The organism is Hymenobacter volaticus, from assembly GCF_022921055.1.
Classification (GTDB): domain Bacteria; phylum Bacteroidota; class Bacteroidia; order Cytophagales; family Hymenobacteraceae; genus Hymenobacter; species Hymenobacter volaticus.
On sequence record NZ_CP095065.1, the window covers coordinates 230,275 to 242,618 of the forward strand.

The 12,344-nt window shown below is 55.5% G+C and carries 18 protein-coding genes; 4 read left to right on the forward strand and 14 right to left on the reverse strand.

Annotated elements, in window-relative coordinates; all coding sequences use genetic code 11:
* Window positions 1-153: 153 nt before the first annotated feature.
* The 3 genes from MUN86_RS27980 (at window position 154) to MUN86_RS27990 (ending at window position 2,168) form a co-directional block, all read left to right on the forward strand.
* The gene (locus MUN86_RS27980) at window positions 154-891 is read left to right on the forward strand and encodes a hypothetical protein (protein WP_245127042.1); all 738 of its coding nucleotides are present in this window, start codon (window positions 154-156) and stop codon (window positions 889-891) included.
* A gap of 235 nt (window positions 892-1,126) precedes the next feature.
* Window positions 1,127-1,723, forward strand: a complete 597-nt coding sequence (locus MUN86_RS27985; RefSeq protein WP_245127043.1) for a hypothetical protein — start codon at window positions 1,127-1,129, stop codon at window positions 1,721-1,723.
* 88 nt (window positions 1,724-1,811) lie between these two features.
* Window positions 1,812-2,168 carry a hypothetical protein gene (locus MUN86_RS27990; protein WP_245127044.1) on the forward strand — a complete coding sequence of 119 codons (357 nt, stop codon included), beginning with the start codon at window positions 1,812-1,814 and terminating at the stop codon, window positions 2,166-2,168.
* Between the two features lie 1,243 nt (window positions 2,169-3,411).
* Here MUN86_RS27990 and MUN86_RS27995 read toward each other — a convergent pair.
* The 11 genes from MUN86_RS27995 to MUN86_RS28035 form a co-directional block, all read right to left on the reverse strand.
* Entirely contained in the window at window positions 3,412-3,840 is a 429-nt protein-coding gene (locus tag MUN86_RS27995; RefSeq protein ID WP_245127045.1) for a DUF4288 domain-containing protein, read from the reverse strand.
* 646 nt (window positions 3,841-4,486) lie between these two features.
* A complete protein-coding gene (locus MUN86_RS28000) occupies window positions 4,487-4,642 on the reverse strand; it encodes a hypothetical protein (RefSeq protein WP_245127046.1) in 156 nt (51 codons plus the stop codon).
* 1,527 nt (window positions 4,643-6,169) lie between these two features.
* Window positions 6,170-6,301 carry a hypothetical protein gene (locus tag MUN86_RS31475; protein WP_280640676.1) on the reverse strand — a complete coding sequence of 44 codons (132 nt, stop codon included), beginning with the start codon at window positions 6,299-6,301 and terminating at the stop codon, window positions 6,170-6,172.
* 1,028 nt (window positions 6,302-7,329) lie between these two features.
* The gene (locus MUN86_RS28005; protein ID WP_245127047.1) at window positions 7,330-7,635 is read right to left on the reverse strand and encodes a T9SS type A sorting domain-containing protein; all 306 of its coding nucleotides are present in this window, start codon (window positions 7,633-7,635) and stop codon (window positions 7,330-7,332) included.
* A gap of 522 nt (window positions 7,636-8,157) precedes the next feature.
* Window positions 8,158-8,331, reverse strand: a complete 174-nt coding sequence (locus tag MUN86_RS28010; protein ID WP_245127048.1) for a hypothetical protein — start codon at window positions 8,329-8,331, stop codon at window positions 8,158-8,160.
* Window positions 8,328-8,462: a hypothetical protein gene (locus MUN86_RS31480; protein ID WP_280640677.1), complete on the reverse strand. Its 135-nt coding sequence runs from the start codon at window positions 8,460-8,462 to the stop codon at window positions 8,328-8,330. The genes MUN86_RS28010 and MUN86_RS31480 overlap by 4 nt, the downstream gene beginning before the upstream one ends.
* Window positions 8,459-8,683, reverse strand: a complete 225-nt coding sequence (locus tag MUN86_RS28015) for a hypothetical protein (RefSeq protein ID WP_245127049.1) — start codon at window positions 8,681-8,683, stop codon at window positions 8,459-8,461. The genes MUN86_RS31480 and MUN86_RS28015 overlap by 4 nt, the downstream gene beginning before the upstream one ends.
* Window positions 8,684-9,013: 330 nt before the next feature.
* The gene (locus tag MUN86_RS28020) at window positions 9,014-9,385 is read right to left on the reverse strand and encodes a hypothetical protein (RefSeq protein ID WP_245127050.1); all 372 of its coding nucleotides are present in this window, start codon (window positions 9,383-9,385) and stop codon (window positions 9,014-9,016) included.
* A gap of 52 nt (window positions 9,386-9,437) precedes the next feature.
* Complete coding sequence (locus MUN86_RS28025) at window positions 9,438-9,560, reverse strand: tail fiber domain-containing protein (RefSeq protein ID WP_245127051.1); 123 nt, start codon at window positions 9,558-9,560, stop codon at window positions 9,438-9,440.
* A gap of 70 nt (window positions 9,561-9,630) precedes the next feature.
* Complete coding sequence (locus MUN86_RS28030; protein WP_245127052.1) at window positions 9,631-10,125, reverse strand: hypothetical protein; 495 nt, start codon at window positions 10,123-10,125, stop codon at window positions 9,631-9,633.
* Between the two features lie 34 nt (window positions 10,126-10,159).
* Window positions 10,160-11,140, reverse strand: a complete 981-nt coding sequence (locus MUN86_RS28035) for a serine-rich family protein (RefSeq protein WP_245127053.1) — start codon at window positions 11,138-11,140, stop codon at window positions 10,160-10,162.
* Between MUN86_RS28035 and MUN86_RS28040 the strand changes: the two genes are divergently transcribed.
* The gene (locus MUN86_RS28040; protein ID WP_245127054.1) at window positions 11,123-11,269 is read left to right on the forward strand and encodes a hypothetical protein; all 147 of its coding nucleotides are present in this window, start codon (window positions 11,123-11,125) and stop codon (window positions 11,267-11,269) included. The genes MUN86_RS28035 and MUN86_RS28040 overlap by 18 nt on opposite strands.
* Here MUN86_RS28040 and MUN86_RS28045 read toward each other — a convergent pair.
* The 3 genes from MUN86_RS28045 to MUN86_RS32555 are packed head-to-tail and all read right to left on the reverse strand — an operon-like array spanning window position 11,264 to window position 12,241.
* Window positions 11,264-11,554 carry a hypothetical protein gene (locus MUN86_RS28045; protein ID WP_245127055.1) on the reverse strand — a complete coding sequence of 97 codons (291 nt, stop codon included), beginning with the start codon at window positions 11,552-11,554 and terminating at the stop codon, window positions 11,264-11,266. The two genes, MUN86_RS28040 and MUN86_RS28045, sit on opposite strands and share 6 nt — an antisense overlap.
* A complete protein-coding gene (locus tag MUN86_RS28050; protein ID WP_245127056.1) occupies window positions 11,536-11,892 on the reverse strand; it encodes a phage tail-like protein in 357 nt (118 codons plus the stop codon). The genes MUN86_RS28045 and MUN86_RS28050 overlap by 19 nt, the downstream gene beginning before the upstream one ends.
* Window positions 11,789-12,241 carry a YitT family protein gene (locus MUN86_RS32555; protein WP_375379522.1) on the reverse strand — a complete coding sequence of 151 codons (453 nt, stop codon included), beginning with the start codon at window positions 12,239-12,241 and terminating at the stop codon, window positions 11,789-11,791. Before MUN86_RS32555 ends, MUN86_RS28050 begins: the two co-directional genes overlap by 104 nt.
* Window positions 12,242-12,344 lie beyond the last annotated feature (103 nt).

Here is a 12,344-nt window from a genome sequence, read left to right on the forward strand (position 1 = left end):
TGTCAATTCAGAAACAAGGCACTTGCTGTGAACCCCTCAGGCTATAGGAGCTTTCAGCCTACATACAAGACTCCTCTGTAGACCTAGGTTTGATATTTGCGAGGCTATGCTTCGAATAATAGTCAAGAGCACTTACCTCTTCTATCTTAGTTTATGCCAATAGGCTGCTTTCTGCTCCTGCTTTTTTCCGGGATCCTAACGGCTTCTCGTGCGCAGGGACAAGTTCAAGAATATATTATTAATGGGGACTTTGAAACGATGAGTTCTTGTCCCATCGAACCGGGCGAAATTCGCTTAGCAACCGGTTGGCAGGGCAATGAAGGCACACCGGATTACCTGCACACCTGTTCGGAACAGCGGCGAGATTCGGTGGATGTGCTCCGTAATTTTAGCGGGTACCGGAAAGCGTACGAGGGCGAAGGACAGGCGGGTTTGTACTTGCTTCATTATAATACCACTCGGGGAGCGAAAGAGAACTATGCTTCCCATGAAGTCATCTACACCAAGCTGAGTCGACCTCTGACGGTGGGCAAGACATACCATATTCGCTTTTTCCTGTCGTTAGCTGATTCATCCGGTATTGCGAGCGACTCGATCTATGTCTCCTTCTCGAGGAGTCCTTCGTTCACGAAACACTATGAGTTGGTGGAGCCCGACGTTTCTAAAGGAATTGCCGTGGCCCGTCAGCACACCTGGCAAGTAGTGGAAGCTGACTTTACTGCTACCGAACCCTTTTCCTACTGTTACCTTGGTCTTCCGCGAAGAAAGGTAAGCCGCCTAGCCTATCGGACGATTATTGGTCAAGGGCTACAAGCAGGCAGACTGCAAGGCCGTTTTGTTCTCAACGCCTATTATTTTATCGACAATGTTTCGCTAACAGAGCGAGAATAAGAACTTTTCAAGCAAGGGAAACAAATCCCTGGATATAAGTAAAAAAACGATTTGGAAATTGAATTTTTCTGTTGCTAGGAACGAAGCAATCATCCGCTTAATTTCTTGATAAAGTTGCTTAACGTAATGTTTTTTATAAGCTCTCTCCCGGAATAGTGACGACTTTTGCCCTTAATGCCCTCCCTCTAAATCGTAGTACTTTAATGATAACCTCTATCCTCGGCCCTTCAGCATTATGGGACTTAATTTTCGATATGTGATGCTTGTTAAGCAAGCAGATGAGCAACGTCTACTAGCTCACATCTTGCAAGCAGGATCCATCCAGCAGCTACCAGAGCCATTCGGCACTTGTCTTACGCTCACTTTCCCGCTTGATGACGCGTTACTGTGGTATTTGCAGGGCTCAATTGATGGTGCCTATAATGCGTACACGGATAATAGGAAGCCGAAATACTTCCTCAATAAAAGCGAATACCGCGACCACTTCCCTACCGACACGAGTGGACGCGTTGGGTGTATTTATTTAGAGTCCAAGCAAATACAGGCAAGCGACTACTCTTTTTTCAGTTTTGATGCCGCCACTTCGGCCATGAGCCGGCTGTTTCAACACTCGCTTAGTATTAGAAACTGGTTTCTAGACTTAAGTGGCATTCTAGAGGCAGAGGCTACCTTCTTGGATTTAGAGGCGGAGGGGTACGAATTCATTTACCGGCAGGGACAACCAATCGGAGCGACGCTCACGCAGGACCTGGAAGTGAAGATAGCCGCAGAGATAGACCAGCAAGCCGTGGTGGCCATCTGCCGTGACTACGACAACCTATTTCTATTATAGGGAGCTCCTAACAGCCAAAGAACAGTGCTCAAGCAAGCATTATAAGCCATTTGTCATTTTACAGAGGGTCCGTCAAAGAAAACAAGCCATGAAAAGAAAAGCAGTTTTCTTCGTTGCCTCGCTCCTCGTTCTCTTGGGCTTACTCGTCTACCAGCTGGCCACTTTTTCCATTTTTGATACCAACCCTCCGCAGTTGCTGAGGCAGGTCGATCCTCCCAAGACACAGCAGCGCTTCACCCTCTATACGATTGCCTCAAACGCCACCGTGCCAAACGGCATTCAAGTCCGCGAAGTGCGAGCGGGCCAAGAAGTAGTAGTCGGGTTCTTTCCCGGCTATACCAAGCTGGTAGCATCTAGCACCACCGACCAGCACGTACGCCTTCACTTGCGGGATACGCTAGGCAACCGAAAAGACAGCCTCATAACGCTGACTTTACGGCACTAGGGACCTCTTTGCTTAGGGGAAGACTTGGTTTACAGACTATATATTAAACATATAATATTTTAATTGTCATTTTACAAACGACCCTCATAAAGTGACAATTGGCCTACTCGCTCGCGTAATGCTTTTATTTGCCTCAGCGTTTGCGCCAAGCCGCCCGGTTCTTTCCCACCTGATAAGGCTCATAATAGTAGAGTCTGCGGCCTCGGCGGTTGAAGTAGATCGGTTGATGAGGTAAATCGCCCGCCGTTACGGTGAGTAGAAGCTGCTGCTTCCGCAGAGAGTACGAACCGCTTTGGGTTTCCTTGCCGATCGAACCGCGTGCTTGCTCGGGGAGTGGCAAACGTGAACCGTGTCAAGACAAAGGTAGAGTCACACGAGTTAAGGGAGAGAGTACCGACAAAGAAGAGAAGACGGTGAGGGGACTCGCTCACACGCTGGATAGAGTAGCGTTCAGCACACAGCGGCCAGGGCAGTAGGCGTAGGGCAAAGCAAAGAGACAGGAGCATCATCAAACACTGAATAGGATGGGCCAGGTACGGGTACGGGTACTGGTCTTGGACTGATTTGTCCGCTTTCTTGGCCGTTGTTCAGAAAAGGGGATGTAGTGCTGTGAGGAAGTCAAGCCATGCTATGGCCAATACCTTTTAAGCCTGCTCCAAGTAGCAGGAGAGTGGACGTCATGCCATGGTTTTCCTGCCCAGTTTGGAAGCGGGTTGGAATCCTCTAGCAACCCGTCACAGCGTTGTAAAACGACCAACAGGGACGTTTCCAAGTACCGATAGCTGAGCGTGGTGCGTGGCGCTGATTCCAGGCTAATGCAGTGGGGCATAGCAGGAAAGGGGAGCCAGTGGGAGTTGAACCCTGCTGTCTCCTTCAGCAGCGCTATCTTCTGTAAGCGATCGGTCGACCAGCTTAAGGAAAGGAGCTGTTCAGGATGGCGGGATGAAAAACTGTTAAGTGGGTCTCGTCTTGTGAAGCCACGCCAATCGCGATTCTGGTCAAGCTCCTTACCTGAGTTACTACTTGCGCAGGTGTCGGCGGAGTGACAAAGCAGACGTAGCGAATTCGAAGGCTTCCCATCGGCGAAAGCTACGTTGTTCAGGCTTGTAGACCAAGTGTGGAAGACCGCGCGCTGTCATTAAACGGCTCTCCATCTCTAGCCTGTAACATCTTCTCGAGCCGTTCAACAAACGTTACGGCTGTTTGGTTGGTGAGTAGCAGGCGCTATGAAAAGGAGTTCTGTTTAGCCATTAAACCGTCTGTTTAGGAACATGTGTTTGTGACCAGGCTGAATAGGAAAAGCTTGATCAATAAACGTGGTTAGTTCTTGGCTAGCCTTGCCTTCGATGATAGTGGAATATACTTCCACCCCACTCACCAGGGTCTGTCCCTCTTCTAGGTCTACTTGATAACAATCCAGTGCGTCGTATAAACGGACGAGGACCTGTTGGCCATACGTATTGCTGTAGTCCGTTTCGCGTTGCTTGGCCCACTGGTCGGCCAGTTCATACGCCCTGTCCGCTGATTCAGCTTGCAATAGCACAATGCTTTCTTCGTAGGCTCTCACGTCCGGCTCAAAGAGCGCATCCACTAGAGCTGGAATAGGCTCGCCAACCAAGGTATAGGTAAACAGTAACTTAACGCCATACCATTCCTTAGTTTCATGTGTCATGTTGCGATTGATGCAGATGTTGTTAGCCTTGATAGTGAGCGACCATAGTTCCTAGAAAAGTACCTAACTAAACAAAGATGAGAACAGCTGGAAATGTATAACAAATCATAGGTTCCGTTTATAACACCAATTATGTTAAGAAATTTTTCCGGGAATAGCACAGGCCAGCCAGTCGCCTATTTCTCGTTTCTGTCTAACTAGAGTGGTATCGGCATTTGCAAACCCGGCCAATAGTGCGCCTCGTAAGCATTGTTAATTGCAAGGGTGTGCGGCCTGTTGTTGTCTGTTGTTTGCGACACAATAGGCCACAAAGACACGCTGGATAGAGTTTAGGAAACTCACTACCTCGCAGAGTTTCCTGAACGTTGATTGGTAAACTAGCTTCTTAAGCTCGAATAGGGCCACCGTACGAGAATAGAAGCCTTACGAGCCCCACCAGTTGCTGTTCAGGGAAAGGAGAGCTTAATAGGTCACATCAAACCGCCCATTGCGAATCGTTATGAAGGTGCCCGGAGTAAAGCCCTCTTCGAGCCGGCCTCAAAAGTGCCGGAGACAATACGTCGAACCGTATCGACGCGCGTAAGGACAATGCGCGTCGACTTTGCGCGGCTGACGAAAAGCTGTCGGAGGCGCCCCTCCGTTAGCATTAAGCCGGTCGCCCGGTGGCCACTCCCCCGGCATCGAGGAGGCCGGGGCCGCCCGCCCAGTATGTACCGGTTCCCCGCAACGTATCGATGCGTAAGCCAAAACTTTCCTGATGGCGGGCTGTCGCTAATCCGGCCGATAGCGACAGCGAACGCACGCCGTTGAAGGTGCTCAAATCTGCCTGCAACTTGTTCTCGAAACAGCCGCCGCCCCCGAAGCCAAAGCAGCCCCGGCCGTAGTTGACCCAGACGCGCTCGTCGATCTCAAAACCCAGGTATTGGCCCCCTCGACGTAACCGCTGGCAGTTTCAACCGGGGTTCGGGCTCGGTGGTGTCGCACCCGAGAAGCAAAAACAGCCCGGCAGCCAGCCGAACGAACGATACGGGGAAGTTTTCATGGTAGACCAGTTAAATAGGAATGCGCGCAAACCTAGTCGCTGTGTCAGTGCTGCCCAACCTCATGTACTGATTAAGTAGGCGTTGCTGCTACCCTTGGCTTCCTAAATATGCAGTGAACCTCAGTAAGTTACTGTAGAAAAAAAGGACTTTTCATTTGGCATAAGGCGAAGCGTTGGCCACCTTGTGCGCCGAAACACAAGGTGGCCAACGCTTGATTCGTACACGGAAACGGTGATTTAAGTACTTACCGTCTTTCAGTTAGGATCTGATAGGGCCCGTGATCAGGCCGTATGTCTGCCAGGTATCAAATTGGTGCGAATAGGGAGCGGAAAGCAGGCTCGCCAATGTCCGAGAAGTCTTTTTTATGTTAATCACCGAATAAAACTAGAAGGCCATCCGTTTTACTAGCCTGGACGGCCGTCTGAATTGCTTGTAGTTTTGCTGTTGGATACCCCTGCTTTTCCGCCAGTTCTATCAGCTTTTGCCACTGCGAGCGATATAACCGGGAGATGCCCCATAGGGGTCGACCGGAATACCAGCCGTTTGGCTGAAAGCATAAAGCAATTCTTCTAAAGGCGTATCAATGGTAGGCTGCCTAGCCACTCTCTTGCTTGTCCTTCCTGCCAGTATATATCAAGCGGCATTGAGCTGGGAGTTGTTTATTAAAGTCATTAGATAAACAAAGTATAGGAAGTGCCTACTTAGTGGGGTGTTAACAAGTTAGAATAAGCTGGTTATCATAAAGTTGCTTCTCGGACAGTTACAACTACTTAGATACAACTCTTTCCCTTCCTTCAGGCGTTCGACAAAACGCGCTAGGACCTACCATTCATCCGAAGAAGAAGGAAGCAAGAATATATCCGGGTGTTCTCAGCAGGCAGAAAACAGAGCGTGTTGCTTTCCGCTACCGGACCTTCTTGGCCGGAAAGGGCAGTAAGGGAATAGCAGGAAGCCCTAGCGGGTGTAGCGACCTTCGATCAAGGCGATAGCACCGATGGAAGCGCGTAAGCGGGCCCTACGCTACTGTAACTGGCTCTGCAAACGCGCTAGATCCGGTTGCATTTCGTTTTGATCTGCTCGAGGCACTGCCGCACCGCCTGCAGGTACACGACCCGGCCCGGTTCGGCATAGTTGGTGGCGCTAAACAGACCCACACGGCCTTGGCTTCGCCCTCAGCCCGGTAGGTGGCCACGAGTCGCCGTTGGCTATCGAGCACATCGAGCTGGGTGGAAACCGTGGTTTTCCACGCCGAGAGGGCATGCCCACGGCGTTGGGAATGAACAGCGTCAGCCCGATACCAGCAGCCACGCAGAACCACGGGTCGTGAGGGGCGTGACCTTGAGTTCTAAGAAGCCTTTCTTATCGCCGTACGGCGCCGTGAGGGCTTCCCTCGTCTCGCGCTCAAATAAGGTAGCCACATCGCGGGAACGAGTGGCTACCACACTCCCATCGCCATCGGGCCCGACCACCACCGTGACCTCGTCCAGCTCATCCCGAACGTGGTTCTCCAGGGCCGGCAGCTTCGGCTAAGGGTGACCGCGGTAGGGTTTAACAGACCAGGGTCGAATGACTTACAGCTGACGCAAAAGAGTAAGGTGATTAGGCTGCTAGAGCGGAGCAAGGGCGACATGGGTGGAGAGTAGAGGTGGCGTTAGGGAATAGGAACCGAGAGGAGGGCACGTCGGCTCCAGCCTTCCGTCGGTCGTGAAGGAGGCAAAAAGTCGGAATTCCTCCTGCGGCACGGGAAAGGACCTGCTGCGAGAAGCAGACAGCACAAGGAGCAGGCCAAGGGGCGAAAGGTTGTAGCAGGGCGGCTTTGAGGGTGCTACACAACCGGCGAAAATGCGATAAATGCTTGGCTTCTAGTATTTTGTTCGCTTTCGCAAGAGGAAAACAGCAGCTTTTAGGTCGAAAATCCCTGGAGATACTCCCTTTTTTGTCCGGATAGCGACTGGGGATACTCCCTTTTGCTCCGGTTGGCGAGGAGATACTCCTTTTTTCATTCGGTTACCGCGCCAAAAGCTCCGGAGCCGCAAGAGGCCAGACAAAAACGCGGTTTGCAGCGAATTGACCGGATCACCACCGGAGCCAACAGCGTGCCTCCGGCCAGACGAAGCAGTAGGTGTAGCGGGCGATGGTGGCGGATAATCAGGACGGGTTGACGCGCCCCTCTTTCGAGCCCCGCCTCCTGTAAGAGGGTAAAAGGCCGCGCTGTTTCCGCACTGCTTCAGTGATCGACATTTTTCTACGCCTGATAAGGGGCCCTTATCATGACTATACACAGTTGCTATAGCACCTTGCTAGGGACGTTTAGAAAAGAGCCAAGCTGTTTACCCTGCCGCCTGCTGGTCCACTACCTAACTACCTCCTGTCATAAGAGACCCGAAAAAAAGCGTCTTCCACCATGGTGGAAGACGCTTTTTGTAGATTTAAGACCGGTCAGAGCTTAATGGGTCACGACGAGGCGCACTGATTCGCGCTGGCCGCTAACGAGCAGCGAACAGGTGTACAAACCCGCTGGTAACTGTTCGCTACGCAACGACAACTCGTAGGAATGCCCTTGCCGCACGGGCCCGTCGTACAAGGTGGCTACCTGCTGGCCCAGTTGATTGTAGACAAGCACCTGCGCGGGCCCATCGAGCACGGGCCGGAAGCGAATGGTGGTGGGGCCCGTTGCGGGGTTTGGATACACGGCCAACTGCTGCCCGCTTGCTGGCGAAGCAGACGCCGTTGGCTGGGTTGTTGCACTCAAGACCTTCGCCGTCGCTTGGAGGCTTGCGTGTACGCAACGGTCGCAAATTGCTGGCTGGAACCAAGGCCGCTTTCCGAGCGTCCCGTTACCAGCACTCGCCGAGGCATCCACGCGAGGCCGTGACCTGGTCATAGCCGTTGGCCGGCCGTTATAGCGCGCGACCCACTGTTGCTCTCCACTGCTGCCCGCTGTGATAAGGGCCCCTTATCGAGGGAATGCTAGGGCTATGCTGGCTTGTCTTCGCCTTGGTCGATAAGAAGCAATAAGCACCGAAACCTACCCTCAACCAAGCCCAGTTTGTAGAAGCTTTGACCGAGCGGTTTCTCTAGTTTTGGTGGTGAACCCCTGATATGGGGAACTGACTATTATTCTCGTATCAGCTGGATTACCTGGTGATGGTCCCTTGTTGTATTCGTACTAGGTAGACGCCGGGTGGTAAGCCGTTGGCGGGCCGAGAGGCAATACATTGGTCCAGGAAGCAAGGGGCGGTCTGGCTCCTCAGTGTACGCCCCAGCGCATCAGTCAGCTGCCAGCTGAGGGGGCGGCGTCGGCAATGTACACCAGCAGGGTCGGCACTTCGCTGCCGCGCACTGGATTAGGGTAGAGCTGCGCGGTAAAGCCGACGGAGCGGCTCTCTGGCGTCAGGGGCCGCGAGGTGCTCGAGTTGCTGATCGTTAGCACCCCGAGTTGCGTCACGATGGCTGTGAAGCGCGGGCGCTGCTGGTGGCCGGGCGCCCTGCCGGTCCAGGGCCGCTGGCTTGGTCGCCTGCAGAGCTGGCGGATGTCGTGAAGTCGAGGCCATTATCGTCGTCGCTGATCCAACTCACGGTGGCCGAAACGGAGCACTGAGCGGCTGCGAGCCGCCACCTGCAGAGCCGGTCGATACCCCGGGTGCCGCCACAGTGGTGCCGTAGCTTATCCCTGCGGCGTGCAGGCCCGCCGTGCGCGTGACCGTGACGGGTCCTAGGTTCTGCTCGTTTGAATCAAGCACCAGCCCATTGCTGAAGTCGACCGGACCCGTAGCGGCACTCACGCTTGCGCGCGTCAAAGCCAGGCGGCCCTGCACGTACTGGCCGGACCTTCGCCCACGATCCGTCCCCCGTCAGGCAGGCTTAGCGTGGCCAGCGGGCACCCGTCTCCATCCCTGCGTGCGCACCAGACCCCGGTCAGGGTAAGCAAGGAGGTGATCACTAGGTCCTGAGTGACCAGCAAGCGGTTGGCGCCCGCCGCGCCCGTGTTGCGGAGGGTGATAGCCGATACGGCGGCCGTGCCGGGGCGGAAGACTTGGTGCGGGTACCCGCGAACAGCAGCAGGCCCGGCGAGGTGAAGGTACCCGCGTTAGTCAGGTCGCCCTCGAGGTGCAGCGTGCCGGCGTTGGTCAGGGTGCTACCGGCCTGGTTGAGCACGCCCCCGGCCACGTAGAGCGTGCACCGGCTTCGACCGTGAGGATGGCCCCCTGGTTGGTCAGGGTTTGGGAGAAGCCGGGGAGGGCGGGCAGCGCGAGGATCAGGGGAAGGAAAAGTTTCATAACTAGGCAGGGGGAAGCAGGCAGAGGAAAGAGGGCTAAAGCAGCGATAGCACCAGGGCGGTTAGCGCTGGGCTTGCCCACTGCCGGCTTCCAGGGCCCGTAGCCGCGTCTCGAAGGCGGCAGTGGTGGCCGTGGCCTGGGCTGCTTTGGCTTCGGCGTGGCGGTGCGCGCTTGCAGCGCGGCATTTTGGGCTGCTAGTTCTTTGAGGGCCTCGATGAGCACGGGCGTCAGCTGGGCATAGTTGATCGCTTTGTAGCCTTCTTTGTCGTGCTCACTAGCTCAGGGTAGATTTTTTCCACTCCTGCGCCAGCAGACCCACCTGCTCGGTGCCGACCGTACCGCCGTGGGCCACGCCCAGGGTGTTCCAGGTGTAGCGCACGCCGCGTAGCTGCAGCACCGCGGCAGCGCGCCGGCCAGTGGACGCACCTGCTGCTTGAAGCGGGCATCGGAGGTGTAGACGGTCGCGTTCACCGGATATCGCCCGCTACATCGAGCAGGTAGCCCGGCGCTTCCGTCCCGATGCCAACGCGCACGGCAGAAGCCCCGGTGCCACCGAGCACGAGGGAATTGCTTTGGCTCACCCGGGCTTGGTAGCCCAGAGCCGTGGCGTTGGTCAGCGCACCGGAAGTGGGGCCGGCGCCTTGGCCCAGGGCGGTGTTGTTGCTGCCCGTGGTATTGCTGCGGCCGCTGTCGGTGCCGTTGAACACATTGCCACTGCCCGTCGTGTTGCTGCGGCCGCTGTTGGCGCCGCTGAACACGTTGTTGCTGCCCGTGCGGTTGACGAAGCCGCTGAAACTGCCGCTGAACAGGTTCTCGCTGCCCGTCGTGTTGTCGAAGCCGCTTTGATAGCCGCTGAACACGTTCAAGTTACCGCTCGTGTTGCTGCGGCCGCTGTTGGTGCCGCTGAATACGCTGCCGAAGCCGATCGTGTTGCTGAGGCCGCTTAGATAACCGCTGAACACGTTATTGCTGCCCGTGCTATTGTTGAGGCCACTTTCATACCGTTGAACACGTTGAAGCTGCCTCGGTATTGCTGCGGCCGCTTAAACCACCGCTGAATGTGTTGTAGATGCCCGTCGTATTGTTGTAGCCGCTGTTGGTGCCACTAAACACGTTGCCGCTGCCCGTATTGTTCCGATAGCCGCTTTGAAAGCCAGTGAACACGTTGTCACTACCGGTGATATTATCGACGCCACTATAGGTGCCGCTGAACACGTTGTGGCTACCCGTGCGGTTATTGAGGCCGCTTCCATACCCGTTGAACACGTTAAAGCTGCCCTCGGTATTGCTGAGGCCGCTATCGGTGCCACTGAACAGGTTGCCGGTGCCCGTCGTGTTAGCAATACCACTGTTCGTACCATTGAACACATTGAAGTTGCCGGTGGTATTACTGCGGCCGCTGTTAGCGCCACTGAACACATTGTTATAGCCCGTCGTGTTGCTGGCCCCACTGCCGGAGCCGCTGAACACGTTATCCGTGCCGGTGTATTGCTGCGGCCATGCTGGTGCCACTAAACACGTTGTTGCTACCGGTCGTGTTGCTGTAGCCACTGAGATAGCCGCTGAACACGTTGAAGTTGCCCGTGGTGTTGGCTTCCCCGGCCCGGTCGCCGCTAAATACGTTGCCCGTGCCGGTGGTGTATTGAAGCCACTGTTAGTGCCACTAAACACGTTGCCGGTGCCGGTGGTGTTGCTACGGCCGCTGTTGGCGCCGCTAAATACGTTGTCGCGGCCCGTCGTATTGCTCAGACCGCTGTTGGTACCGTTGAACACGTTATCCGTACCCGTGGTGTTGCTTCTGCCGCTGCTGGTACCGCTGAACACGTTGTTGCTGCCCGTCGTGTTATTGAAGCCGCTTTGATTGCCGCTAAACACGTTATCGCGGCCTGTGGTATTACTGCGGCCGCTTTGATAGCCACTAAACACGTTGAAGTTGCCCGTGGTATTGTTGAAGCCGCTTTGAAAACCAGTGAACACGTTGTCACTGCCCGTGGTGTTGGCCTGCCGGCCCGGTCGCCGCTGAACACGTTGCCGGTACCCGTCGTGTTGCTGATGCCGCTGCTGTTGCCGCTAAACACGTTGAAGCTGCCCGTCGTGGTGTTATAGCCACGTAAGCCCCGCTGAACACATTGAAGTTGCCCGTGGTATTGCTGCGGCCACTTGATAGCCACTGAACACATTGTTGTAGCCCGTCGTGTTGTTTTCGCCGCTTTGAAAACCACTGAACACGTTACCACTACCCGTCGTGTTGGCTTGCCCGGCCTGGAAACCGAGGTAGAGGTTGTTGCCAACGGTATTCTGGCCCAGGTTCAAGCCACCATCGGCGCGTACGCCCAGGCCCACGGCCGTGCCGACGCTGGCTCCCGTGCCCGTTAAGGCATTACCTTGCAATTGCAGCGCTTGGGTGGCGGTATGGTTGCCCAGGTTGTCGCCGCCGCCGGCACCCATTGGCTGCCAGTCCGGGGCCGCGGGGTGCCCCGGTTGAAGTAGAAGCCGGCCGGCCCATCGGTTTGAAACACGAGCAGGCCCGTGGCCGGGCGGGTGATGGCCGTGCGCTGGGCTGCGGTCAGGCGCGGCAGCAATGCCCCCTTGGCTGACGAGACGATATCGAGGGCCGCCGAGGCATCAGGGGCGGTGGTGCCAATGCCGACGCCGTTCTGAGCTTGGGCAGCAAGGGGGAAGGCCAGCAGCAGCAGCAGGCCCCATGAGGGGGAAAAGTTTACCATCATGCAAGGGATAAGGGAAGGAAGAGATGCCGCCTGCCAGGGCCCAAAGGGTTTCCAGCGTTCTTAGCGCGAACTTTTGGCCGAGAGAGGAATAGCCTAAGACGAGAAAGGGTACCTGGATCACCAGCAGCGACCAAAACGCTCCGCTTACCGAACTACTCACCCACGAGAGCCCCGTTATTTCGCCGCCGATCAAGCCCTTGGGGAGCCGGAATCCTTTCAAGCCCAAAGCGGCCGAAAAACATGCCTGCCACTGATAACTGGCCTTGCCGCCACTGACGAACTGCGGGCGGCCGAAGGTGAGAAGTAATTGTCGGTGCCGGGGCCTCTGCTTTCCCCATAGGGGTAGCACTCCCTGACCGGGCGAAATTCTTCGCCCGGATGCGCGCTAGAATAAGGAGAGCCCACCACATCATAACCAGCACAAGCTAGGTGCCATTCCATTAAGATCCCGG